General features: G+C 61.5%; 23 protein-coding genes. 14 read left to right on the forward strand and 9 right to left on the reverse strand.

Annotated features, from left to right (window positions below; genetic code table 11):
* From BW967_RS00715 to BW967_RS00740, 6 genes are all read left to right on the forward strand, one after another.
* Positions 1-843: an ABC transporter permease subunit gene (locus tag BW967_RS00715; protein WP_076483123.1), complete on the forward strand. Its 843-nt coding sequence runs from the start codon at positions 1-3 to the stop codon at positions 841-843.
* Positions 843-1,916 (forward strand): sn-glycerol-3-phosphate import ATP-binding protein UgpC, encoded by a 1,074-nt coding sequence (locus BW967_RS00720; protein ID WP_076483124.1) that lies wholly within the window; start codon positions 843-845, stop codon positions 1,914-1,916. Before BW967_RS00715 ends, BW967_RS00720 begins: the two co-directional genes overlap by 1 nt.
* Positions 1,913-2,893 carry an endonuclease/exonuclease/phosphatase family protein gene (locus BW967_RS00725; RefSeq protein WP_076483125.1) on the forward strand — a complete coding sequence of 327 codons (981 nt, stop codon included), beginning with the start codon at positions 1,913-1,915 and terminating at the stop codon, positions 2,891-2,893. The genes BW967_RS00720 and BW967_RS00725 overlap by 4 nt, the downstream gene beginning before the upstream one ends.
* Before the next feature lie 341 nt (positions 2,894-3,234).
* Positions 3,235-4,104 (forward strand): DUF3737 family protein, encoded by an 870-nt coding sequence (locus BW967_RS00730; protein WP_076483126.1) that lies wholly within the window; start codon positions 3,235-3,237, stop codon positions 4,102-4,104.
* Positions 4,105-4,107: 3 nt separating this feature from the next.
* Positions 4,108-5,262: a MalY/PatB family protein gene (locus BW967_RS00735; RefSeq protein ID WP_076483127.1), complete on the forward strand. Its 1,155-nt coding sequence runs from the start codon at positions 4,108-4,110 to the stop codon at positions 5,260-5,262.
* A 27-nt stretch (positions 5,263-5,289) separates the two neighbouring features.
* On the forward strand, positions 5,290-6,135 hold the full coding sequence (locus BW967_RS00740) for an oxidoreductase (RefSeq protein WP_076483128.1): 846 nt from the start codon (positions 5,290-5,292) through the stop codon (positions 6,133-6,135).
* A 99-nt stretch (positions 6,136-6,234) separates the two neighbouring features.
* Here the strand turns inward: BW967_RS00740 and BW967_RS00745 are convergent, their stop codons facing one another.
* The 4 genes from BW967_RS00745 to BW967_RS00760 all read right to left on the reverse strand — a co-directional run bounded on the left by BW967_RS00745 (position 6,235) and on the right by BW967_RS00760 (position 9,628).
* On the reverse strand, positions 6,235-7,002 hold the full coding sequence (locus BW967_RS00745) for an SDR family NAD(P)-dependent oxidoreductase (protein WP_076483129.1): 768 nt from the start codon (positions 7,000-7,002) through the stop codon (positions 6,235-6,237).
* 85 nt (positions 7,003-7,087) lie between these two features.
* On the reverse strand, positions 7,088-7,465 hold the full coding sequence (locus BW967_RS00750; protein ID WP_076483130.1) for a DUF2255 family protein: 378 nt from the start codon (positions 7,463-7,465) through the stop codon (positions 7,088-7,090).
* A 116-nt stretch (positions 7,466-7,581) separates the two neighbouring features.
* Positions 7,582-8,943, reverse strand: coding sequence for an MFS transporter (locus BW967_RS00755; RefSeq protein ID WP_076483131.1), 1,362 nt, complete (start codon positions 8,941-8,943; stop codon positions 7,582-7,584).
* A 4-nt stretch (positions 8,944-8,947) separates the two neighbouring features.
* On the reverse strand, positions 8,948-9,628 hold the full coding sequence (locus BW967_RS00760; RefSeq protein WP_076483132.1) for a dihydrofolate reductase family protein: 681 nt from the start codon (positions 9,626-9,628) through the stop codon (positions 8,948-8,950).
* Positions 9,629-9,828: 200 nt separating this feature from the next.
* Between BW967_RS00760 and BW967_RS00765 the strand changes: the two genes are divergently transcribed.
* On the forward strand, positions 9,829-10,803 hold the full coding sequence (locus BW967_RS00765; RefSeq protein WP_076483133.1) for an MBL fold metallo-hydrolase: 975 nt from the start codon (positions 9,829-9,831) through the stop codon (positions 10,801-10,803).
* Between the two features lie 30 nt (positions 10,804-10,833).
* Here the strand turns inward: BW967_RS00765 and BW967_RS00770 are convergent, their stop codons facing one another.
* Together BW967_RS00770 and BW967_RS00775 are read right to left on the reverse strand one after the other, a co-directional pair.
* A complete protein-coding gene (locus BW967_RS00770) occupies positions 10,834-12,504 on the reverse strand; it encodes a carboxylesterase/lipase family protein (RefSeq protein WP_076483134.1) in 1,671 nt (556 codons plus the stop codon).
* A 51-nt stretch (positions 12,505-12,555) separates the two neighbouring features.
* Complete coding sequence (locus BW967_RS00775; RefSeq protein ID WP_076483135.1) at positions 12,556-14,103, reverse strand: tannase/feruloyl esterase family alpha/beta hydrolase; 1,548 nt, start codon at positions 14,101-14,103, stop codon at positions 12,556-12,558.
* A gap of 159 nt (positions 14,104-14,262) precedes the next feature.
* Here BW967_RS00775 and BW967_RS00780 point away from each other — a divergent pair, with 159 nt between their 5' ends.
* The 7 genes from BW967_RS00780 to BW967_RS00810 all read left to right on the forward strand — a co-directional run bounded on the left by BW967_RS00780 (position 14,263) and on the right by BW967_RS00810 (position 18,960).
* On the forward strand, positions 14,263-14,901 hold the full coding sequence (locus BW967_RS00780; protein ID WP_076483136.1) for a TetR/AcrR family transcriptional regulator: 639 nt from the start codon (positions 14,263-14,265) through the stop codon (positions 14,899-14,901).
* Between the two features lie 421 nt (positions 14,902-15,322).
* On the forward strand, positions 15,323-15,568 hold the full coding sequence (locus BW967_RS00785) for a BufA1 family periplasmic bufferin-type metallophore (protein WP_245826413.1): 246 nt from the start codon (positions 15,323-15,325) through the stop codon (positions 15,566-15,568).
* A 57-nt stretch (positions 15,569-15,625) separates the two neighbouring features.
* On the forward strand, positions 15,626-16,483 hold the full coding sequence (gene bufB, locus BW967_RS00790) for an MNIO family bufferin maturase (protein WP_076483138.1): 858 nt from the start codon (positions 15,626-15,628) through the stop codon (positions 16,481-16,483).
* Entirely contained in the window at positions 16,470-17,210 is a 741-nt protein-coding gene (locus BW967_RS00795; protein ID WP_076483139.1) for an HvfC/BufC N-terminal domain-containing protein, read from the forward strand. Before bufB ends, BW967_RS00795 begins: the two co-directional genes overlap by 14 nt.
* The gene (locus BW967_RS00800) at positions 17,207-17,659 is read left to right on the forward strand and encodes a DoxX family protein (RefSeq protein WP_076483140.1); all 453 of its coding nucleotides are present in this window, start codon (positions 17,207-17,209) and stop codon (positions 17,657-17,659) included. Before BW967_RS00795 ends, BW967_RS00800 begins: the two co-directional genes overlap by 4 nt.
* 121 nt (positions 17,660-17,780) lie before the next feature.
* Positions 17,781-18,314, forward strand: coding sequence for a sigma factor (locus BW967_RS00805; protein WP_076483141.1), 534 nt, complete (start codon positions 17,781-17,783; stop codon positions 18,312-18,314).
* A 4-nt stretch (positions 18,315-18,318) separates the two neighbouring features.
* On the forward strand, positions 18,319-18,960 hold the full coding sequence (locus BW967_RS00810) for an NrsF family protein (protein WP_076483142.1): 642 nt from the start codon (positions 18,319-18,321) through the stop codon (positions 18,958-18,960).
* Here the strand turns inward: BW967_RS00810 and BW967_RS00815 are convergent.
* From BW967_RS00815 to BW967_RS00825, 3 genes are all read right to left on the reverse strand, one after another.
* Positions 18,946-19,767: a bestrophin-like domain gene (locus BW967_RS00815; RefSeq protein ID WP_076483143.1), complete on the reverse strand. Its 822-nt coding sequence runs from the start codon at positions 19,765-19,767 to the stop codon at positions 18,946-18,948. The two genes, BW967_RS00810 and BW967_RS00815, sit on opposite strands and share 15 nt — an antisense overlap.
* Positions 19,768-19,962: 195 nt before the next feature.
* Positions 19,963-20,916 carry a DMT family transporter gene (locus BW967_RS00820; RefSeq protein ID WP_076483144.1) on the reverse strand — a complete coding sequence of 318 codons (954 nt, stop codon included), beginning with the start codon at positions 20,914-20,916 and terminating at the stop codon, positions 19,963-19,965.
* A 219-nt stretch (positions 20,917-21,135) separates the two neighbouring features.
* Positions 21,136-22,953, reverse strand: a complete 1,818-nt coding sequence (locus BW967_RS00825; RefSeq protein WP_076483145.1) for a bifunctional helix-turn-helix transcriptional regulator/alpha/beta hydrolase — start codon at positions 22,951-22,953, stop codon at positions 21,136-21,138.
* Between the last annotated feature and the right edge of the window lie 70 nt (positions 22,954-23,023).

The following is a 23,023-nucleotide window of genomic DNA, read 5'->3' on the forward strand; positions in this document are numbered from 1 at the left end:
ATGCAACGTTTCAGACCTTTCGACCACCTGATCTTGCTTTTGGGCGCGGCCTTTCTGGTGACGCCCGTGGTCATGGCCTTCATGTCCTCGACCCATGCTGCAACCGAAATCCATATGAACGGGCTTTTCCTCTCCCCCGGCGGAGAGGGGATGGCCACCTATGAAAAGGTGCTGACGCAAAAAGGCGGCTTTACCGGCACCGTGACCGGCGCGCGGATGGTGATGAACTCCACCATCCTTGGCCTTGGCTTTGCGCTTGGTAAGGTGGTGGTGTCGATGTTGGCGGCTTACGGGCTGGTTTACTTCCGGTTCCGGTTCGCCACACCGATCTTTTGGATGATCTTCACCACGCTTTTGCTGCCGCTCGAAGTGCGGATCATGCCCTCCTATCAGGTGATGAGCCAGCTTCATGCGCTCAACACCTATTGGGGGCTGATCATCCCGCTTTTGGCCTCGGCCACTGGCACGTTCTACTTCCGGCAGTTCTTTAAATCGGTCCCCGATGAGCTGCTGGAAGCCGCGCGGATTGATGGCGCCGGGCCGGTGCGGTTCTTCCTAGGCGTGCTGGTGCCGCTTTCCCGCCCGATGATGGCGGCGATCTTCATCATCATGTTCGTCTATGGCTGGAACCAATACCTCTGGCCGATGCTGATGACGACGGATGAGCGGTTCTTCACCCTGATGCGCGGCATCAAGACGATCCTGCAAGTCTGGATCGGCAGCCAAATCCCCGATTACAACGAAGCCTTCGCCCTTGCGGTGCTGGCGATGCTGCCGCCTCTGGGCGTCGTGCTCGCGTTCCAGCGCCTCTTCATCAAGGGCCTGACGGAAAGCGATAAGTGATGGCCGAAATCCTTCTTGAACATGTGGGCAAAACCTATCCGGGTGGCACGCAAGCGGTCAGCGATGTGTCGCTTTCTGTGGCCGATGGCGAGTTTATCGTGCTGGTTGGCCCTTCGGGCTGCGGGAAATCCACGCTTTTGCGCATGGTGGCGGGGCTGGAAGACATTTCCGCAGGCACGGTGACCATTGGTGGGCGTGTTGTGAACCGGCTTGAACCCGCCGAGCGCGACATTGCGATGGTGTTTCAAAACTACGCGCTCTACCCGCATATGACGGTGCGGGAGAATATGTCTTGGGGGCTCAAGAACCGCCGCATCCCCAAAGATGAGATCGCCGCGCGGGTCGAAGAAGCGGCGCGGATGCTGGAGTTGCACCCTTACCTTGACCGCAAGCCTCGTGCCCTTTCGGGCGGGCAGCGTCAACGGGTGGCGATGGGCCGGGCGATTGTGCGTCAGCCCGCCGCGTTTTTGTTCGATGAGCCGCTGTCGAACCTTGATGCGAAACTGCGCGTCACCATGCGCGGCGAGATCCTTAAGCTGCAAAAGCGGCTCGGCACCACCGCGCTTTATGTGACGCATGACCAGCTCGAGGCGATGACCTTGGCGGATCGTTTGGTCGTGCTCAATGGCGGGCAGATCGAGCAGGTGGGCCGCCCGCTTGAGGTCTATCACCGCCCCGCCTCCACCTTTGTGGCCGCCTTCATTGGCGCGCCAGCGATGAACCTGCTTGATGCGCGGATTGAGGCCGGGCATCTGCGGCTTGCGGGCGTTGATCTGGGCCGGGTCGAGGGCGAGGCGCGGGCCGTCACGCTTGGCATTCGGGCCGAGGATTTGCAGCTTTTGCAATCGGGCGGGCTGCCGTTCCGCATTGATGTGATTGAGGAATTGGGCGCAGGCCGTGTGGTGCATGGCTTTGTCGAAGACCAACCCCTGTGCGTGAGCCTGCCCTCGGGGGCGGAACTGCCCGCGCAACTGCATCTGGGGGTGGCTCCCGAAGCGTTGCATTTGTTCGATGCGATCACCGGCAAGCGTTTGCCGCAATCGGTGCATCGCAGCGCAAAGGTGCGTGCATGATTTTTGAAAAGACTTCGGCGCTTGATGTCCCCACGCAGGCGCTCCGGGCAGAGTTTGTCACCGCTGCGCGCGCGGGCACAGCCCATGATGACCTCGCCCGCCAAGTGCCCGCCTTCACGCAAGTGGAGGTGGGCGGCACCGCCCCCAACGCGCCGCTCGGGCTGCCGCTTCGTGTCGCGGCGTGGAACCTTGAACGCTGCCTGTTCCCCGAGCCTTCGGCGCAAGCCTTAGCGGGGGCGGATGTGCTGCTTTTGTCCGAGATGGATTGTGGCATGGCCCGCACCGCGCAGCGCCACACCACAGCCGATATCGGCCAAGCGCTTGGCATGGCCTACGCCTATGGGCTTGAATTCCTTGAGCTAGGCTTGGGCTCTGAAATTGAGCACAGCTTTTGCACCGACACGTTCAACACGCATGGCTTTCATGGCAACGCGCTTTTGGCGCGCGCACCGCTGAACCATGCTTTCGTCTTGCGCTTGCCGGGGCAGGGGCATTGGTATGGCGATGCGGGCCAACCGCGTTTGGGGGGGCGCATTGCGGTTGGGGCTGAAATCGCCACGACGGCGGGGCCGATCGTATTTGTTTCCACCCATCTTGAAAGCGCATGCGATGCTGCGCATCGTGCCGCGCAAGTGGCCGCAATCATCGCGGCGCTTGATACCCATTTCCCCGATCGACCCGTTTTGATGGGGGGCGATTTGAACACCGGCAACCACATCGGCGGCGATTGGCGCGATGAAACGCTGTTCGATTTGGCCCGCGCCGCCGGGTTTGAGGTGCACGGCGGTCCGGAAACTCAGCCGACAACACGCCCGAGCCTGATCACCCGCTTTCCCGAACGCGCGATGAAGCTTGATTGGTTTTTCTCGCGCGGGCTGCGGTTAGGGGAAACACTGATCCACTCAAGCCTCGATGCCAATGGTAGACCGCTTTCGGACCACGACCGGGTGGAAACCACAATCGAGGCGCTGCTCTGAGGGGTTGGGATTGCGGGCCTAAGGCGCGGTTCAGATATGGCTGGGTAGGGCTGTGGAAATTCCACGGCCCAGCTTCCCCGCCTATTTCAACCGTCCTGTTCCTTGCCTGCGTCGCGTAACACGTTTTAAGCCGCGCCCGAACGCCCTCGCGAGCGGGCGCGGCTTTGGCCCTGATTTTTCACACCGATTGATGAGTGGTTTTCATGAACGCTTGTCTTGGCGGCCCTCTAATCGTCGTGGGGCATGGGCGCTATCTGTCAGACATCTTCAAAGGCGCGCCCTGCTGAAAAGGGCAGGCCCGCTCGGGTCATAGTCGCCGCATCTGAACAGAAAGCCACGCCATGACCGCGCAAGCCGCCTTTCCCGCCACGATCACGGACCAATATTTTGAAGGGGAGCGCCCGCTTTATGCGCTTCACGACACGGTGCTGGAGGGGCTGCGCATTGGCGTTGGGGAATCTGCGCTCAAGCATGGGCAGAGCCTTTTGGTGCGCAATAGCGAGTTTGCGGGCAAATATCCGTTTTGGCATTGCGATGGGGTGACGGTGGAGCACAGCCTGTTCCGCCCCGGTGCCCGCGCCGCGATTTGGTATTCCGAAAACATGCTGATGCGGGGCTGCACGGTGGAAGCGCCGAAGATGTTTCGCCGGATGCGGGGCCTGACGGTGGAAAACTGCCGCTTCCCCGATGCAGCGGAAACGCTTTGGAACTGCGAACAGGTAAAGCTGCGCAACGTCGTGCTGGATGGGGCCGATTATGTGCTGATGAACGGCATCGACCTTGAGGTGGAGGGGATGACGCTTCAGGGCAATTACTCCTTCCAAGATGCGCGCAATGTCACCGTGCGCAATTCGCATCTGGCCTCGAAAGACGCGTTCTGGGGGGCGGAAAATGTCACCGTCACCGATTGTGTGCTCGATGGCGAATTCCTTGGCTGGCATTCGAAAAATCTGCGGCTGGTAAACTGCACGATCCGGGGCACGCAGCCGCTTTGCTATGCGACCGACCTTGTGATGGAAAACTGCCGGATGGACGAAAACGCCGATCTCGCGTTTGAATATTCGACGCTGCAGGCAGAGATCACCACGCCCGTCACATCGGTCAAGAACCCGGCGGGGGGCCATATTCGCGCGCCGCGTATTGGCGAGGTGATCTTGGATGAAAATTGCCGCAACCCCGGTGCGTGCAAAATCGAAACCGCAGCGCACTAAGCCATGACCTTCGATTTTGACGAACTGGTAGAGCGGCGTGGCTCTGGTGCCGCCAAATGGGATGATACTCCCGCCGATGTGCTGCCGATGTGGGTGGCGGATATGGATTTCCGCACTGCGCCTGCCGTTGTGGAGGCGCTGCACGCCCGCGTTGCGCATGGGGTCTTTGGCTATGCGCATCTGCCCGGGGCTTATTATGACGCGGTCGCGGGCTGGCAAGCGCGCCGCCACGGCCACCAGTTTGCGCGCGAAGACATGCTCGTGACCTCGGGCGTCGTGCCTGCGGTGACGGCGATTTTGCGCGCGCTCACCCGCCCCGGCGACCGGGTCATTTTGCAGCCGCCCGTCTATAACTGCTTCTTTTCTTCGATCCGCAACATGGGCTGCGGGGTCGAGGAAAACGCGCTGATCCTGCGCGACGGCCGCTATGAGATGGATTTCGCCGATCTGGAGCGCCGCGCCGCGCACCCCGATTGCCGCGCACTTTTGCTGTGCAACCCGCATAACCCGGTCGGCCGGGTGTGGAGTGCTGAGGAACTGCGCCGCTTGCATGAGATTTGCGCGCGTCACGGCGTGACCGTGATCAGTGATGAGATCCACGCCGATTTGACGATGCCGGGGCATCGCCATCAATGTTATGCGGCGCTTGGGCCGGAGGTGGCGGCCAATTCCGTCACCTGTTTGGCGGCGAGCAAGGCGTTCAACTTGGCCGGGCTGCAAATTGCCACCATCGTCGCGCCCGATCCCGATCTGCGCGGGCATATCGACAAGGCGTTGAATGTCCATGAGGTTTGCGATGTGAACCCCTTTGGCATTGCTGCGACCATTGCGGCTTATACAGAAGGGGCCGCGTGGCATGCGGCGCTTGTGGACTATTTGGCCGAGAATAGCCGCTTTGTGGCGGAGTATCTGGCTACCCACCTGCCCAAATTGCACTACACCCCGCCGCAGGCCACCTATCTCGCTTGGCTCGATGCCCGCGCCTATGGCCAAAGCGCCGATGCGCTGGCCGCGCAGGTGCAAGAAAAAGGCCGGCTTCGGCTTACCGCTGGCACTGCCTATGGCGCGGCGGGCGAAGGCTTTTTGCGGCTCAATATGGCTTGCCCACGGGCGCGCTTGGAAGACGGGCTCACCCGGCTTGCCAAGGCACTCGGCTAACGATCCCCTCAACGGAAAGGACATATCATGACGGACACTCCCGTTTGGTTCATCACCGGCTGCTCGACCGGCTTCGGGCGCGAAATCGCTAAATTGGTGCTGGCAAAAGGCTGGCCCGTGGTGATGACGGCCCGGCGCACCGAAACGCTGGCCGAATTGGTCGAAGGGCATGAAGAGCACGCCCTTGCCGTGTCTTTGGATGTGACCGATGCGGCGCAAATTGCGGCGGCTGTGGAACAGGCCGAGGCGCGCTTTGGGCGCATTGATGTGCTCGTGAACAACGCGGGCTACGGCTATTTCTCGGCCATCGAAGAAGGCGAAGATGCCGAAATCCGCCGTCAGTTTGAGACCAATGTCTTTGGGCTCAATGCGCTGACGCAAAAGGTGCTGCCCGGCATGCGGGCGCGCCGCAAAGGCCATATCATCAACTTCTCTTCGATTGGCGGGCTGATTTCTTACCCGGCGCTTGGCTATTATTGCGCCACGAAATTCGCGGTCGAGGCGCTTTCGGAAGCGCTGGCGCAAGAGGTGGCCCCGCTTGGCTTGAAGGTCACGATCATCGAGCCGGGTGGCTTCCGCACCGATTGGGCGGGCCGTTCGGTGATTGAATCGCAAACCCGGATTGACGATTACGAGGCGACCTCGGGTGCCCTGCGCGATGGCCTGCGCGCGGCGTCGGGCCACCAAGATGGCGATCCGCAAAAGCTTGCCGAAGCAGTGCTGATGGTTGCCGCGGCGGAAAACCCGCCGCTGCGCTTGCTGCTGAGCAAACAAGCCTATGATCGGGCGCTTGAGCGCGTGGAAGAGATGCGCAAAAGCGCCGAGGCGTGGAAAGAGGTCACGCTCGGCGCGGACTTCCCGCCCGGCGCATAAAGTGGCGCGGGGCCATTGGCCCCGTATCCTCCAGAACCCAGACATAAAGAAGGGGCGCAGAGTGATCTCTGCGCCCCTTTGCTTTGGCTTGTGGCCCGATCAGAGGAACTGACCGTTATCCACTTGGATCACTTGGCCCGTGACCGCGCGGCCCATTTCCGATGCCAGATAAAGCGCGGCATAGGCCTGATCGCGCGGGTCGGTCGAGGGCACGGTGGTGTTGGTGTATTTGTCCGAAAACTCAAGCATCTCGCCGCCGCCCTCTTGCTCGCCCGCGGCCCAAGCGCGCGCGGCATCGGTATCGGTCACGCCCGGTGCAATCGCATTGACGCGGATTTTCGTGCCCGAGAGGCGAATGGCGATGTTCTTCGTCATCGTGTTGATCGCGCCTTTGGTCGAGGTATAGGCAACCCCGCAAATCGGCAAAATGCCGTTCACCGAAGAGATGTTGATGATCCGTCCTTCGCCGCGCGGCATCATGTGGTTCACCGCTTCGCGGCAATAGCGGAACGGGCCGACGAGGTTGATCCCCATGATCTTTTCAAAATGATCATCGGTGGTTTTTTCCACCGCATACATCTCACCGACACCGGCGTTATTGACCATGATGTCGACCTGACCAAAAGTCTCGATTGCGGCTTTGAAAACGCGGGCCGGGGCCTCTGGGTCGGCGGAGTCCGCCACAAGGCCAATCGCCGAACCGCCTGCGGCCTTGATGGCCGCGACAGCCTCGTTCACGCCTTTTTCGTGGCGTGCGGTGATCACGACATTCGCGCCTTCTTCGGCGAAAAGCGTGGCGATGGCATTGCCGATCCCCCGGCTGGCCCCGGTGACGACGGCGGTTTTTCCTTCAAGCATCTTTTGCATGATCTGTCCTTTCTTGGATATGCGCAGCCATCCGCGCCAAAGGGCGCGCTGGTGCTGTTTGAATGGGGGAGGCGTTCTGGCCCGCTTAGGCGCGGGGCAGCACTTCCAATGTGGCCGCTTGGGCGCGTGCCGAAATCATCGGCGCAAGGTAGCGGCTGGTGGTGTATTTCGCGCGATAGGCGGCGTCGATCGGATCGGTGAGCGCGAGGTCAACCGTCGCAAAGGTCACATCGACCGCCTTGCCATCAAGCACAATCTGCCCCGCGCCTTGCGCGCGCCCAGCTTGAAACCAGCTTGAACTTTCGCCCGAATAGGCGCGCACGAAGAGCCGCCCTTCCACTTGCACGAACCAAATATAGGTCGGCGTGCCGGGGGTCTTTCCATCCGCGCGGTAAGGCGCGATGCGGAAGGAGTCTGTCGCGGCGATCTGCGCTTGTTCCTCCGTGCTCCAAAGCTTACTCATGATATCCTCTTGTTTTTCAATGGCGTGGGGTCTTCGCCCGCCGCGTCTGAAACAGATTTAGGGCAATGGGCCGCACGGATTAGCGTGGCGTTCGTAACGGCGGCTATGAATGGGGCTCATGAAACCGGATGCGCTTTGCCGCGTAGGGCCGCGAGCGCGAGCACGCCCAGAAGGCTCAGCCCGGCGCTGGCCAAAACCGCCACATGCCAGCCCGCAAAGAAATCCGCCCCGTCGCGCCCCGCGATCAGCACCGAAACAAGCGCGATCCCGAGCGCGGAGCCCAAATAACGCGCGGTGTTATTGGCGGCAGAGCCCATCGCGGCACGTTCGGGCGGCACGGTGGCCACCGCCGCATGGCCAAGCGCGGTGTTCAGAAGCCCGTTCGATACCCCGGCCACAAAAAGCCCCGGCAGCACAGCAGCCCAACTGGCCCCGGGAGCCGCGCGCAGCATCAAAAGCTGGCCCAAGGTGCAGCCCAAAATCGCGCCAATCGCGCGTTGGCGGGCGGTGAGCCCTTTCGGCAAATAGCCCGTTCCAAGGGCGGCAAAAACCGTCACCGCCGACCAAGCAAGCAAGATCAAGGCCGCTTCAAAGGGCGTTTCGCCAAAGCCGCGCACCAGCACCGTGGGGACAAGCGACATCAGCGCCAGCACGCCCGCGCCTGACGCAAAGGCGGCGAGCGTCGCGCCCAGAAAATCCACACGCCCAAACAGATCGACCCGCAAGATCGGGTTCGGCACGCGCCGTTCGATGACCACGAAAATCGTCATCAGCACCACACCCGCAGCGGCGATTATCCCAACCGTTGGGGTCGCGCCCAGCCGCGCCTCGGTCAGTGCGTAAAGCAGCGCACCGAGCCCCAGCATCAAAACAAGGCTCCCCGCCAGATCGACCTTGGCGCCCGTGCGCGCGCTTTCTGGAAGCCGCGCGGCGGCAGCCAGCGCCAAACTGGCCGACACCAAAGCGAGCAGCCAATGCATCGCGGGCCAGCCGCCAAGGCGAAGCAAAAGCGAGGCAAGGATCGGCCCCAGCGCTACGCCAGCGCCCAGACCCGCCGCCCAAATCGCGGCAGCGCGTTGCCGGGCCGCCCCGTGATAGACCTGCCCCAAAAGACCCAGCCCGCAGGCCATGATGCCCGCGCTGCCCAAGCCTTGCAAAATGCGCATCGCAATCAGCATCGGCCCATTGACCGAAACCGCCGCCAAGACCGAGGCCATGGCGGTGAGCCATAGCCCGCCCAAAAAGGTGCGACGGCGCCCGGTCGTATCGCCCAAAGCGCCGGCGGTCAGCAGCCCACAGGCCGCGCCCAAGGGCATGGCGCTCATCACCCAAGCCTGTTCGGCCGCGCCAAGAGAAAGCGCCTGTGTCATCGCCTCGAGTGTGGTGAGGGGTTGGGTGAAGACAATGAGCGAAAGACAGGTGGCTGCCGCCACAATCACAAGCGGCAAAACGGGCGGGGCTTCAGCGTGAGGGGTCATCGGCTTAGCCCTGCTTCACACGGTGGCGCAGCCACACAATGCCATCGGTCAGCGTTTCGACTGAGATCAACTCCAAAGCCTGCGCGGGCAAAGGAGCGCGGTGGTCATAAATCGCCGCTTCCCCCGCAAGCCCGTCGATGATCGGGTAAAGGAGCGTGCTTGTTTCATCAATCATACCCGCCGCCCAAAAGGCGCCCTTGATCTCGCCTCCGCCTTCAAGCAACAGCCGCGTTACCCCAAAGGCGGTGCCAATCCGCGTTAGCGCTCCGGCGATATCCTCGCCATCGGGGCCGGAGGAAATGACCGAAACCCCGCGCGCCGCCAGATCATCTACATGCGCTTGGCTCACCCGGTCTGAGACCACCAGCACCAAATGCTCGCCATCCAGATCGCCGCTTTCGGGGCGCAGCCGCCCGGTGCGGTCAAAGGCGATCCCAAGTCGGCGGCCTGCACTGTCCGCGATGTGGTCTGCGCGCGGCTGCGGCGCGTCTTGCAGCTGCGGTTCCCCATGCGGCAGGTAATGCTCCATCGTGCGGCGCCCGGCGATCCAGCCCTCGGCTTCCAGCTTGGCGGCGACGGGGTCATAGACGGCCAGCAACTCCGCGACCGTATAGGGCCAGCGGTCGGGTTCGAGCCGACCATCCAAAGTGGTGAGCATGTGACAAATAATTTCGGGGCGGGACATGAGGGCCTTCCTGCGCCACCGCTTTGGGTGGCTTTGTTGATCGTAACGTCTTTGCGCTAGAGCTAGGCCGCTGGCCGGGAGAGGGGAATGCGCGAAAGCGGCTAGCTTCTATGAGCCCTACTCATCAATAAACCCGGCCTGTCCCGTTGCTGCGGTTTGCCAGCCGGCCTATCTCTGCCCCAACAACAAACAGGACGCCCATGCCCCGCAACCCCTACCATTCCGGCCCGATCACCGATCATTTTGATGGCCTTCGGTTTCATTCGCCGGGGCAACCCTCGCCGGATCGTTCGCTTTTGGACATTTGGCGCTGGAACCGGGCGGGCGAGCGCGCGCAATGGCCAAAACAGGTTGCCATTACCCCCGCTGTTCCGCCCGCGCGCAGCGAGGCGCCGCGGATCACGATGGTGGGCCATGCTTCTGTGCTGATCCAAGTGGCGGGTATGAACATTCTGACGGATCCGGTCTGGTCGCGCCGGGCTGGGCCTTTCGGGATCACCGGGCCCAAACGCACCACCGCGCCGGGGATCGCCTTTGACGATTTGCCCAAGATCGATGCGGTGCTGTTGAGCCACAATCACTATGACCACCTTGACCTTGCCACTTTGCGCAAGCTGCATCGCCGCGATGCCCCGCATATGGTGATGCCGCTGGGCACCGATGCCACGGCGCGCAAGGCGGGCAAGGCGCTGCGCATCACCACGGCAGATTGGCATGAAACGGTTGCGCTTTCGGGCGGTGTTTCGGTCACGCTCACGCGGGCCAACCATTGGTCCTCGCGCGGGCTGCGGGACCGACGCATGGCGCTTTGGGCCGGGTTTTGGATCAATACTCCCGCCGGGCAGATTTGGTTTGCGGGCGATACCGGCTATGGCGATGGTGCGATTTTCCGCGAGATCCGCGCGCGCCACGGCAGCCCCGATATCGCGCTCATTCCGATTGGCGCCTATGCGCCGCGCTGGTTCATGGAGCCCCAACATGTCGGCCCCGATGAAGCGGTGAAGATCTTTGAAGATGTCGGCGCAGGCCAAGCCTATGGCATCCATTGGGGCACGTTTCAGCTCACCGATGAGCCGCGCGAAGAACCGCGTGATTTGCTGGTGGAGCATGTCAAAGCGGCCGGGATTGACCCCGCCCGCTTCATCGCGCTCGATCCCGGGGCAAGCTACGGGTAACCGCGCGTGCACCCTGGGATGGCGTTGGGATCAGTTCAGCCCGGCGCGGGCCCAGAGCATTTGCCGGAACAGCGCCACCGCCTTGGCATCAATATAGGGGGCAACTTTCGCTGCCCGGTCGAGATGCATCGCCGCGCGGGTGGTGGTGTCATATTGCGGCCAGTTCGGTAGGCCGGGCGCGGCGGGCGTGCCGGTTTTCGCAAATTGCACCCACGCCTCTGACACGGTTTTGGCAAGCGCTTCGGCCTCGGTGCCGCCGCCCGTCATCACCTGCCCCGCTTCGGTCGCGACATTGTCGAAGACGAAGGGGATTTCCATCGTATGCGGCGAGAACAGCTTGCCCCCGGCAATCGGGGTCATCCATTCAAACCGATAGGCGTAGACCGGCGCAGTGCCTGAGGTGGCGCGCTGATCCAAGATCTCATTCGACAAAGCGCCCATCGCGAAATCGGAAAAGAGCCGGAACCAAAGCGCTGCCGGGGGAAGCGCCGGGAAATCGCGCTGGTAGCTTTGCAACAGCCAAGCCGCATTTTCGGGGCCGAACATTTGGTTTGCGCGCGCGGCGAGCCCCTCTGCATCCAGCGTGTAAGCGGCTTCGTCTTGCAGCATGAAAAGCGTGAATTCGGTGCCCGTTTGCCCCACCATCAGCGGCACATCGCGCGCGCTTTCGGCGGTGTCCGGGTCATAGATATGGCGCGTGATGAAGCGCCCATCAATCACCGGCCAAAAGCCCGAGGGGAAACCCGGCGCGGCGAAAGACATTGGCGTCTCTGCCATCACTTTACGCTCTGCCGCGAGCACGTCTTCCATCGTGACGGTGTTCAGCGCCTCTGGTGCGGTTTCTGAAATGCCAAGCGCGGCCAAAACCTTACGGGCGATCTCATCCGCGGCCTCAGCGGTGTGGAAGCGCGTCAGCGGGCCGCTTTCGACAATGGCGCGGTGAAACAGCCCCTTGGCCGAGGGCACGCCCAAAAGCGTGTTCACTTTCCAGCCGCCGCCAGATTCGCCAAAGATCGTGACCGTGTTCGGGTCGCCACCAAAGCCTGCGATATTGGCCTGCACCCATTCGAGCGCGGCGACCATATCTTTGACGGATAGGTTCGCGCTCTCGGCCCAAGCCCCACCCAAAATGCGCGAGAAATCGGTGAGCCCATGTGCGCCAAGGCGATGGTTCAGCGTTACCACCACCACATCGCCGCGCGAAGCGAGCCGCGTGCCGTCATAAATCGCGCAAGAGCCGGAGCCGCTTTGCCAGCCGCCGCCATGCAGCCAAACCATCACCGGCAGGTCTTTCGCGCCCTCAGGTGCCCAGATGTTGAGCGCGAGGCAATCTTCCCCGGCTTTGACGTAATCGGGCGGGGCAAAGGCAGGGGTGACGGGCGTGCCCGAGACAGGCTCCGGCCCTTGCGGGGCGGTATCGGCATGGCGGTCGGCAACAAAAACGCCTGACCACGGTGCCACCGGTTGCGGCGGCAAAAAGCGGTTCGCGCCGGAAATCGGTTGCGCATAGCGCAGACCCAAAAACCGCGAAACGCCCTTTTCCGTCACGCCTTGGACGAGGCCTTGACGGGTTGCAACGATTGGCGCTGCTTCGGTTTGCGCATTGGCGAAACGGGGGAGGCCTGCCGCCAAAATGGCGGCGCAGCTGCCTTGCAAAACGGTGCGCCGCGGAAGGTTTGTGTTTTGAAATGAAGGGGACATGAGGGGCTCCAGATAGAAAGCCGCCGCCCCGAAGGGCGGCGGTTGAGGGTGTTAGGGCTGGGTGCAGGTGTAGCTTTCAAGCGCGTTCACATCCCCGCCGGTGTAAGCGGCATAGGCAGGATAGGCGCAGATCGGCATTTCCCGTTCTGGCATCGAGGGGGCCTTGGCGGGCATCACCTCGGGCGCGGTGCCAGTTTCTTCCCAGTTTTCCAAAAGCGTCAGCGGGTCAAAGTCTTCAAAGGCCGGGCCGCCGCCGCAATGGGTCATGCCGGGCACCACGAAGAGCTGCGCGAAATCGGCCCCAGTATCGGCGCGCGATTGCTCCACCCAGCGGGTGATATCGGTGGCCGAAAAGACCGGGTCCGCCGCGCCTTGGAAGATCACCATCTTGCCCCCGCGGGCGACAAAGCTGCTCAGATAGGTGTCATCGGCATCAAAATACCCGCCCACATCGGCCACGGCCTCGGCCAGCGCGCCAAAGTCTTGGGTGTCGGGCACCGTTTGCGGCGGGGTCATGAAGACCGCCCCGGTCGAGGGCAGGGTGAGCGTTTCATGCAGGCCGGGGTGATCGGCGCTGCCAAGTTTCCACGCGCGCCAGCCCGCCGAGGCAATGCCCGGATCCCACGGCCAGCCGGTGTAAACGGCGTTTCCATTTAGATCTTTGGCCCCGCCCATGACCGCAACCAGCGCATCAAGCTTATTGTCGGGCAGTTGGCCGCGCAGCGCCTCGGCGTTGAAATCGCATTGGCCGTAAGCAGCCACGATGCCATCTTCCAGACCATCCAGCGCATCGCATTGCTTCAGGATTTCTGCCGAGACGGTGTCCAGTTCATCTTGCGTCAAAGCGGCATGAAGCTGGCCTTCGGGCGCGACCGGCAGCAGGTGCTGCACATCCCAAACGCCCCCCAAAGCCGCGCGCGACAGATGGAAGCCGGGGTTGCCAGCAACCACACCGGCAAATTCGAGCGGGAAACGCTCTGCCGCCATCATCGCCTCGCGCCCACCGTTCGAGCAGCCCATGAAGAACGACTTTTCAGGGAGTTGCGTATAATAGGCGCGGATCAACGTTTTGGCGGCACTGTTCACTTTCCCAATCGCCGCATAGGCCAGATCAATCCGCGCTTGTTGATCGGCGGTAAAATCAAGCCCAAGCCCGTTGTGGCCGCTGTCCATGCTGACGACGGCATAACCGCGTTGCAGCGCAGGCACCGCCGTCGACCCGGTCGAGGGCACCGCCCCCGTGGCCGGGGCAATAAACCCATCGGTGCCGCCACCGCCTTGGAACAGGAAGCGCCCGTTCCAGTCTTCGGGCAGGCGCAGTTGGAAGGTGATCCCATAGCGCCCGTTCACACCCTCGCGGTCTTCGATCTTGCCTTCGACAAGGCAATGCGCGCCCACCGCCACCGGGCGCGGCGAGCCGCCCGTCATCGCGCTCATCGGATCAGGGGGCAGGGTGCCCGCCGATTGTGCTTCGGCATTGGTGATTTGCACGCCATAAAGGTCAAGCCCGGCCAGCGCCGCGCAGCTATCGGCCAGCGCCGGGGCCGCGCAAAGCGCGCTCGTCATCAAGAGGGCACTCGTGAAAAGGGGGGGCTTCATGTCTCTCGTCCGTTTCGGTTTCATCTGTCAAAAGGGCCAAAGACCACCAAAGGCTGGTGTTTCGTGGCGGCCCCGCCTATAATTGACTTGCGGTCAGATAAATAGTGACCGCCGGTCATTTATCAAGCCCTAAAAGGATTCTTTGGGAGGAAATCCGCTATGACGCTGCCGCAAAACAAAAAAAGGGCCCGCTCTGACAGTGAGAAAGAGGCGCGGCGCACAGCGATTTTGGGCGCAACCCGGCGCAAGATCGACTCAGATGGTTTCGATAAGGTGACGATGAATGCGATTGCGCATGAGGCGGGCGTCTCCAAGGGCACGCTTTATCTTTACGCGCAAAGCAAGGAAGAGCTGTTCCTCGCGCTCTTTGTTGAAACGATGGAAGAGGTGGTGACCCGGATCGAGGACACCGCCACCGAAGACACCTTGGCCGAGGTGCTGACCCATGCGCCCGCCGAGGTGCCGTTGTTCCTCGCGCTGCTCGCGCGGCTTTTTGCAGTGATTGAGCCCAATGTCTCGGATGAGGCGCTGTTTGAAGAAAAACGCCGGATGCGGGAGATGGGGTTGCGTGTGGCCAATGTGATCGCACGGCTCACCGGCGCGCCCGAAGAGCAAGCGCGCGGGGCGAGTATGGTCTTGATGCTGACGATGCAAGGCGCGGCTCAATTTGACATTGCCACCCAGCGCGACCCCGAAACCGTGCCCGATGACCTGAAACAAGCCTTTGCGGTGCAGGCGTTCACGAAATCCTATTCGGTGGCAGTGCGGCTGATCCTTTGGGGGCTTACGCAGCCGTGAGGGGTGACCTTTGCTGGCGAGCGTCTTAGTTTGGCTGGCTAGGTATGCGCGGGGTGATGTCCACGCCCTCCGGTCACCGCGAAACCGGCGCGTTGGTCGCGCGTCCACCCGCAAGGCCATCGCAACCGGTTAAACTCTGGCGTTGTTGGCTCCGATAAAGCCAGCCCAGAGCCGCTCCGATTGTGGGGGCGCTCATGGTATTGAAATAATATCGTATTTTTGCTCCCGGGCCGTGCCGTTATCCCTCCGGTGATCACGGGTGCGTGAGCGCTGTAACGAATGCATGCCCCGCTACGAACTGTTCTTTGAAGGGCAAGGGAGCCTTTCTTCAGCAACAGGGAGATAGATCATGACCGCATCCACCTCGCATCGCCGCACGCAACTTGCTTTGGGGGCCACGCTGGTTTGCGCGCTTGGCGCGATGGCGGCCTTGCCTGCACAGGCCGAGGACATGGAAAAATGCTATGGCGTCGCGCTTGCCGGGCAAAACGATTGCGCCGCGGGCCCCGGCACGACTTGCGCGGGCACCTCGAAGGTCGATTATCAGGGCAATGCGTGGAAGCTCGTTCCGGCGGGCACCTGCATGACGATGGACCTGCCCGCCGATGCCGATGGTATGGCGCGCCATGGTGGGCTGATGCCGCTTGATCGCGACATGGCCTCTTAAACCTGCGCATAGGAGGCGCGGGACCCTCTGCGCCTCCCTTCCCTCGGAGGTATTTCCATGACCCATCTGCCCACCAAACTGCCCGCGACGGCGGGGCTTGGTTTCAAACCAGAGCATTTTGACCAGATCCGTGCAGATCGCCGCCGGGTTGGCTTTTTTGAAATTCATGCCGAGAACTATTTGGGCGCAGGCGGGCTGCCGCATGCGCAACTCGCCGCTTTGCGAGCCGATTACGCGCTTTCGGTGCATGGGGTGGGCCTGTCGATTGGCGCAGCGCGTCCGCTTGATCGGGACCATCTCGCCCGCGTGAAAGCCCTATGTGACCGTTACGCGCCAGAAAGCTTTTCGGAGCATCTTGCGTGGTCGAGCCACGACAGCGGTTATCTGAACGATCTGCTGCCGCTGCCCTATACCGAAGAAACGCTCGCCACCGTCTGCGCCCATATTGATCAGGTTCAGGACGCCCTTGGGCGCCAGATATTGCTTGAAAACCCAGCGACTTACGTATTGTTTGCCAGCTCAACCATCCCCGAGGCGGATTTTTTGCGTCGCATCGCTGCGCGCACCGGATGCGGGCTTTTGCTGGATGTGAACAACCTCTTCGTGTCGTGCACCAATCATCGCCGCGATCCGTGGCAGATGCTGGCCGACTTCCCCCTTGATGCGGTGGGTGAAATCCATCTCGGCGGTCATGCGGTGGAAGACCTGCCCTCTGGCCCGCTATTGATCGATGCGCATGGCAGTGCGGTCGCTGACCCGGTTTGGGCGCTTTATGCAGAAACGATCCGCAGGGCTGGCCCGCTGCCGACGCTGGTAGAATGGGATAATGACGTGCCCGCTTGGCCCGTGCTGGCGGCAGAAGCCGAACGCGCCACGAAAATTTTGCAACGCGAGGCCGTCCATGAGCCCGCATGAAATGGCCCTTGTTCGGTTTGGGGCGGCTTTGGCGGGGGGCGCGCTGCCGCAAGGGGTGACGGCCGATCCGCCAGAAGAGGCGGAGCGCCGCTTCAATGTCTATCGCAACAATGTCGCCGTCGGCCTTGGCGCCGCGCTCGTACAACGCTTTGCCGTTATCGCGCGTCTGGTGGGGGAGGCGTTTTTTGCCGCGATGGCGCACGAATATATTGCCAAGCATCCGCCGCAAAGCCCGGTTTTGCACGAATGGGGTGAGAGCTTTCCCGCATTTTTGGAGCATTTTCCCCCGCTCGCAGCCTATCCTTATATGGGCGACGTGGCGCGGATCGAATGGGCGCGGGGGCAGGCCTTTCATGCGGCTGACGCGCTGCCAATCGCGCCCGCGCAATTGATAGGCGCAGACCCAGAGCGGCTCCAACTGGCGCTGCATCTCTCAGTTCTCGTGCTGCATCTTGCAACGCCTGCTGTGTCGATCTGGCAGCGTAACCAGCCGGGCGGGGAAGGGGAACCCATTGGCCAGTCAGCGGAAATCGCATTGATCCTGCGCGATCGCGCCTTTCAGGTGCCCGTGCGCGCCATCTCTGCGCCCGAGGCTGCCTTGATTGCCGGGCTGAAGCGAGGTGAGACCTTGGCGCAAGCTGTGGCCCAGATGGATGATTTTGACCCAACCGCGCTTTTGCTCGAATTGATGCAAGCGGGCGCTTTATGTGAAAGGGCAGAGCCATGACCTTCGTTGCACGTCTTACCCAAGGGCTCGCCCGGTCTGCCGGGAAAGTGCCGCTGGATATTGTCGCGCTCGGGTTGCGGCTCTTTCCGGCGTTTGTGTTCCTGCAATCAGGCCGCACCAAGGTGGAGGGGGTCACCATAAAACCCGCCACCTATTTCCTGTTTGAGCATGAATATGCGCTGCCACTGATCCCGCCCGACATCGCGGCGGTGATGGCCACCACGGCGGAGCATTTGCTGCCACTGCTGATGATCTTGGGGCTTTTGACCCGGTTTTCGGCGCTGGGGCTGATGGGCATGACGGCGGTGATCCAGATATTTGTTTATCCGCAGGCTTGGATCACCCACGGGCTCTGGGCATCGGCGCTTTTTGCTTTGGTGGTGCTTGGCCCGGGGCGGTTTTCACTGGACCGCTTGTTTGGGTTTGAGCCCGCCTCCGGAGGGCGGTGAGATGGCGCTAGCGCTTGCCATGCCCCTCGCCACGACGCCTGTCGCCCCTGCGCTGCGTTGCCGGGAGCCACGCCCATCGGTTAGGTTTGAACAACGCGGCACCGCGCGGCCGGAGGACAGCATGGTCGAGCACGATGATTGGGAGACGCTTTTGCGTCGCGCGAATGCAGGCGACGGCGCCGCATTGGCGCAATTCCTGCGCGCGGTCTGCCCGTCGATCCGCACCATCTTGCGCGCGCGGGGGGCCGGATTGCCCACCGACCAGCAAGAAGACGTGCTGCAAGAGGTGCTTTTGGCGATCCATCTCAAACGCCATACGTGGCAGCCAGATGCGCCTGTGCGGCCTTGGGTGCATGCGATTGCACGCTATAAGCTGATTGATGCCTGCCGTCGGCGCGGTGCGGCGATCCATGTGCCGATCGACCCATTCGCGGAAACATTGGCAGACCCGCACCAGCGCGTGCCGCTTGCGGGGCGCGATGCCGAACAGCTATTGGCCCAAATCGACCCGCGTTCGGCGGCGCTTGTGCGGGCGGTGGCGATTGAAGGCGAAAGTGCCGAAGCGGCGGGCGCACCGCTTGGCCTAACCGGGGGCGCGGCGCGGGTGGCGCTGCATCGTGCGCTCAAGCGCCTGCGCCAGATCGTTAAAGGATGATGCGATGACCACGCCTGATCAGACCGATGCCTTTATCGCGCAACTGGCGGCGCAGCCGACCCCCGCACCCTTGCGCCCGGCGCGTGCTGTTGCGCTGACCCTTGCGGGGCTGCTGGCGGGTCTTTGCGTGCTTTACGCGATCCTTGGGCTCCGGGCCGATCTTGTCTTTGCGCTCGTGCATCCCTTGATCGCGGCCAAAACGCTCTTGCCGCTCATACTTGGTGTGTTGGCGCTTGGGGCGGTTTTTGCGAGCACGCGCCCTGCGCAGCGTGTTACGCTATGGCCGCTTGCATTGCCGCTGGTGGTCGCACTGGGTCTGTTTGTGGCCCGCGTGCTTGTTACGCCCGCCGATCAATGGAAGACGGAATTTTTAGGCCAGACCGTGGGGGCTTGCCTGCTCTCGATCTCGCTTCTCTCGCTCTTGCCGCTGGGGCTTGGGTTTTTCGCGCTGCGCCGCGGGGCGGCTACCAAGCCAACCCTGACCGGCGCATTGGCGGGATTGGCTGTGGGGGCCTTTGCCGTCGTTGGCTATTCGCTGCACTGCATCGAAGATTCCCCAATGTTCTACGTGCCTTGGTACGGGGTGGGCATCGCGCTTAGCACGGTTCTTGGGGCCGCGGCAGGGCGAAGGCTATTGCGTTGGTGATGCTGTGGCTTCGATCTGGTCTAACGCTTTGGACATACCTCCGTCCAAGATCGTTTGAAACGCGGCCGGTGCCACATAGCCTGGGCTGATATAGGGGTTTGACAGTGCCAAAACGAAGAAGGTGATCAGCCCAGTGTAGGCGGCGAAAGCGCTGATCAGCAGCAAATTGAGCCGGTTTGGCGGAAAATGGAAATAGGTGGTGGCCATCATCACAAGCCCAACCACCGCCGCAATAAAAAACATGGAATCCAGCTTTTCGCGCACGGCGGCCTCGCGTTGTTGGCGCAGTGTCGAGATTTCGCGCACATGCGACAGCAAAATCGGCTTCAGAGAGCGTTGCACCTCGGTCTTAGGATCAAGCGCGAGCACCGCTTCGTAACTGCGCTCCCAATCGTGCCACGCTTCAAGCGATAAGGTTTTGTCTTGTGCGAGCGTGGCCCATTCTTCGGTGACGACGCGGTGCGCATATTGTGCCAGCCGTTGCCGCAAAGCTTGTGTCGCCTCCGCATCGTAGCGGCGCAGATCATAATATACATCCGAGACCATCGCCGCCTCGCGCTCGGTCGCCGCATAGGTCTTTTGGATGTTGTTGAGTTCGGTGGCAAAAACGATGGCGAGCATCATCCCGTGCAAGGCAGCGATCCGGAACGTGACGGAATTGGCAAGGTCCCGGTGATCCAGATCGAGATTGCGCCCCAAAAGGAACCGCGTCACGCCATAACAGGCCAGCGCCAAAATCACGGTTGCAAGAACAAACACGGGGCCCGCCATCAAGCCAAACCCCGCCAAGAAGAAATCAAACCCCAAACCCGTCACTCCTTACACGCGCCAAAATTTGCGCTGCAGCCCGCGCAACCCGGGCCCGATTGCAGCGCCACAGGACGCATGCGGAGAAATCATCTGTTAGAAAGGGGCGGTCTGACAAGCGTGCCTTTTGGGGAAGCAGAGACTTTCCCGAATGGCTGGTCGTGACGCATGGCGCACAAGGGATGCCTCGGATCGTCAGCGCCGTAGCTGCACGGCGAACAGGCTGGCAAATATCAGGCATGCGCCGGTCATTTGCTGGGCGCTCAGGCTTTCTCCCAAAGCAATCATTGCGAAGGCTACGGAGAAGAGGGGAACAAGGTTCGAGAACATGCCAGCCCCCTCCGGCCCCGTGCGCCTTGCGCCGAAATGCCAGCAAGAATAGGCAAGGGCAGAAGCGATCGCCCCCAAGTAAAACAGGTGCAGAAGTGTCGTGCCATCCAGCGTTTGAACATTGGGCTGTTCGGCGAAAAGAACGACGACGGGCAGTTCGATCGTCAATGCCACAAGGATCTGCGCCATCAAAATGCTGATCGGTGCCGCACGAATTTCGAATTTCAGGCAAACGACGTTATACGCTGCCCAGCACAAAGTCGCTGCAAACATCGCGCTTAGGTGCCATGGATCGGCCCGCATCCCTCCTGCCAGCCCGCGCAAATCCCCCCCGCTTAACACCAATGCCACGCCTGCAAGGGATGCGAGGGCAGCCAACACCACAGAGGGCGCAGGCAATCGTCTGTATATGAGAGCAAGGATCATCAAAATCAAAACGGGCGACGTCGCGTAGCCAATGGCGGTGACCGAGGCGGGCACCGTTTGTAGGGATACCATCACCAAAGTGTTCGAACCGATGATGCCCAAAAGCGCCATCAAAAGAAGTGGGCCTGCCGCTTGGCGCAAGGTGCGCCAATCCCGTACCATCGGCCCGAGGGCCACGGGCAAAAGGCAAACCGCAGCGATCAGCCAACGCAAGAAGTTTAGCCATAACGGGCTGATATCCGTCACGGCTTGTTTGGCGACGACGAAATTGCCCCCCCAAATCGCGGCGGCGGACGCCAAGGCCAATGCGGCACCGATCCGACCGGGGGCCAACTTTATGCGCAGTCTGGTTTCGGGCTGGCCAAAAACGGTTTCGACGTCGAGCAGGCTCATACGCCTTGGTCCCTGTCGCAGCTGGCCGGGATTTCCCTTGGCGACCAAATGGCCGCCAGAATTGCATGAAACTCGACGGAAATAAAAACACTCATCCGCGCCTCTCAAATCGTACACTCGGATAGGCTACGTCGAGAGGCGGATCACGGTCATACCGCAAATGGGGGAAAGTGGTCTTGAGAGGCGCGGTTCCAGCCGTTGCGCCAATCGCTCTTACACTTAAGCGCGGGTGAGGTCGTCAAGGACCTCCAGCGCGTCTTGCCAATGCCGGAATAGGATCAGTTGCCCCGCATCGGGATAAACGCGGAAGTCGATCTGGGGATGGTTTCGGAGCATTTGTTCGACGGCTGCAGGAGGCACTTGGGGATCTTGCAAGCCGTTGAAAAAGATGACGGGGATCCGCGCAGTCACCGGGGCGATGAGCGCGCTCCAATCTTTCAACATCCCGCCGATCATCGACCTGACATAGGCGTCATGCGCTGAAATCCCTTCCGATAGGCCGACTTCGGAGCCAATGAGCAATGCCTCAAGAACGTCGGGGTCGCTATAGGTTTCCTTGTCGGCCTCAGAGCCGCTGTAAATGGCGTTGAGAAACCCTATTTTTCCGATCCGCCGGGTCAAAGCAAAACCTGTTTTCACCATGAAAGACAGAAGATGCGGCGTGTATTTGGCCCCACCGACGATGAACCGATGCCATTTGCCCATACCGTCGTAGGTCGTGTGGTCCAGATCGGGTAACATGCCCCCGCCACACAAAATGCCCGAGATCAATTCGGGGTTTTCATGGGCGAACGGGAACGCAAAATACGACCCGCCCGCAACGCCGACATAGGGGCAGCGCGTGACGTTTTCGGCCAATAACACGCGCCGCGCGTCACTGAGGAGCACCGCATCGTAGTCCGATTTGCGCGGCGCCGGGGTCGTGTGTCCATAACCTGGATAGATCGGGACGATGATCCGCAGCCCACGGCGGTGCGCAAATGCCTCTGCGGATGCGGGCCAGCGCGGCATCGCGAGCGCCATATGGGAATAGAGGATCGGTCGCCCCATTGGGTCGCCCAGTACAAAATAGTCTATGCGCCTCCCCTCAGGGGTGGTCAGGGTCTTGGAGGCGAACGAGGTCAGCTTTTTGACGCTGCGTCCCTTGCTTTCGGGCGCGGCATTCGGCGGAGAGACCTGCGAGATTTCCACAACCGACAGGGCCAGCCGCACAAGTTCTACCTGCGACCGGGTCTCCGTCTTGGACATGATCGTTTTTATTTGCGAACGGATCGTATCAAGCGAGCGCCCACGCTTTGTTGCGATCTCTGTCAGAGACCCGCAATCGACCAAGGCGTGCAAGACCTCTGCTTCGGCCTGCGTCAACGCAAAGGCATCGCGCAAGACGGCTTGGCCTTGCGCGGGAAATTTGAGGTCGTTTGCGGCCACAACAACAATCGGGGATTGGTCTGCCATAAGGAAACGTTGCAGCCGCAGGATCAGAAACCGACCGTCTTCCCCCGTGCGCACGCGCATGATTGCCGCGGTGTGATCTTGTTCTGCCGCTAGTCCGGCAACGGCATTGCGGATCGAGGCGATTTCGGTGCCGAGTATAGGAAGGTCCGTCAATATGCCGCCGTCGACCGCACCCAATTGCACGCGTGCGACGGTATTCACCGCGCGTATCCGCATGCGCCCATCAATCGCAAAGGCGGGGACGCGCCCGAAGGGACGCAGGATTCTCGTGATTTCTTCTTCAATATTTTCCGGCATCACCCGATCAAGCACCTCGCCTGCGCGGCGAAAATGCTCGGCGATTTCGGGGTCGTTTAGTAAAGTCGTGTTGAAAGCATCCGCACGTTTGCGCATTGGGCCAACGGCATCTTCCCAGACGTCGATGAGGGTCTCATAGTGCAAGGGATCAAGCGCCACATCATACAGTCGACCAAGCGCAGCATGCCATGTGTCATCAGGAAGGGAGCGAGCGATTTGCGGGATAGACCCCTCGCGCGCGGCTTCCGACTCAACGGGCCGATTTTCTTTTTGATCGAAATGCATGGGGTATTGTGCCAGTGGCACTCTACCCTGCAAAGGCAGGAATACCTTACTTGCAAATACTTATTTTAGG

Source organism: Rhodobacter aestuarii (assembly GCF_900156655.1).
GTDB classification, from domain to species: domain Bacteria; phylum Pseudomonadota; class Alphaproteobacteria; order Rhodobacterales; family Rhodobacteraceae; genus Rhodobacter; species Rhodobacter aestuarii.

Bases quoted from the DNA above. Each gene is read 5' to 3' on its own strand.
- BW967_RS00800 (WP_076483140.1), top strand. From the start codon at position 17,207: ATGACCTTCGTTGCACGTCTTACCCAAGGGCTCGCCCGGTCTGCCGGG.
- BW967_RS00740 (WP_076483128.1), top strand. From the start codon at position 5,290: ATGACGGACACTCCCGTTTGGTTCATCACCGGCTGCTCGACCGGCTTC.
- BW967_RS00760 (WP_076483132.1), bottom strand. From the start codon at position 9,628: ATGTCCCGCCCCGAAATTATTTGTCACATGCTCACCACTTTGGATGGT.
- BW967_RS00765 (WP_076483133.1), top strand. From the start codon at position 9,829: ATGCCCCGCAACCCCTACCATTCCGGCCCGATCACCGATCATTTTGAT.
- bufB (WP_076483138.1), top strand. From the start codon at position 15,626: ATGACCCATCTGCCCACCAAACTGCCCGCGACGGCGGGGCTTGGTTTC.
- BW967_RS00785 (WP_245826413.1), top strand. From the start codon at position 15,323: ATGGCGGCCTTGCCTGCACAGGCCGAGGACATGGAAAAATGCTATGGC.
- BW967_RS00745 (WP_076483129.1), bottom strand. From the start codon at position 7,002: ATGCAAAAGATGCTTGAAGGAAAAACCGCCGTCGTCACCGGGGCCAGC.
- BW967_RS00730 (WP_076483126.1), top strand. From the start codon at position 3,235: ATGACCGCGCAAGCCGCCTTTCCCGCCACGATCACGGACCAATATTTT.
- BW967_RS00780 (WP_076483136.1), top strand. From the start codon at position 14,263: ATGACGCTGCCGCAAAACAAAAAAAGGGCCCGCTCTGACAGTGAGAAA.
- BW967_RS00825 (WP_076483145.1), bottom strand. From the start codon at position 22,953: ATGCATTTCGATCAAAAAGAAAATCGGCCCGTTGAGTCGGAAGCCGCG.
- BW967_RS00715 (WP_076483123.1), top strand. From the start codon at position 1: ATGCAACGTTTCAGACCTTTCGACCACCTGATCTTGCTTTTGGGCGCG.
- BW967_RS00775 (WP_076483135.1), bottom strand. From the start codon at position 14,103: ATGAAGCCCCCCCTTTTCACGAGTGCCCTCTTGATGACGAGCGCGCTT.
- BW967_RS00725 (WP_076483125.1), top strand. From the start codon at position 1,913: ATGATTTTTGAAAAGACTTCGGCGCTTGATGTCCCCACGCAGGCGCTC.
- BW967_RS00770 (WP_076483134.1), bottom strand. From the start codon at position 12,504: ATGTCCCCTTCATTTCAAAACACAAACCTTCCGCGGCGCACCGTTTTG.
- BW967_RS00805 (WP_076483141.1), top strand. From the start codon at position 17,781: ATGGTCGAGCACGATGATTGGGAGACGCTTTTGCGTCGCGCGAATGCA.
- BW967_RS00750 (WP_076483130.1), bottom strand. From the start codon at position 7,465: ATGAGTAAGCTTTGGAGCACGGAGGAACAAGCGCAGATCGCCGCGACA.
- BW967_RS00755 (WP_076483131.1), bottom strand. From the start codon at position 8,943: ATGACCCCTCACGCTGAAGCCCCGCCCGTTTTGCCGCTTGTGATTGTG.
- BW967_RS00820 (WP_076483144.1), bottom strand. From the start codon at position 20,916: ATGAGCCTGCTCGACGTCGAAACCGTTTTTGGCCAGCCCGAAACCAGA.
- BW967_RS00810 (WP_076483142.1), top strand. From the start codon at position 18,319: ATGACCACGCCTGATCAGACCGATGCCTTTATCGCGCAACTGGCGGCG.
- BW967_RS00735 (WP_076483127.1), top strand. From the start codon at position 4,108: ATGACCTTCGATTTTGACGAACTGGTAGAGCGGCGTGGCTCTGGTGCC.
- BW967_RS00795 (WP_076483139.1), top strand. From the start codon at position 16,470: ATGAGCCCGCATGAAATGGCCCTTGTTCGGTTTGGGGCGGCTTTGGCG.
- BW967_RS00720 (WP_076483124.1), top strand. From the start codon at position 843: ATGGCCGAAATCCTTCTTGAACATGTGGGCAAAACCTATCCGGGTGGC.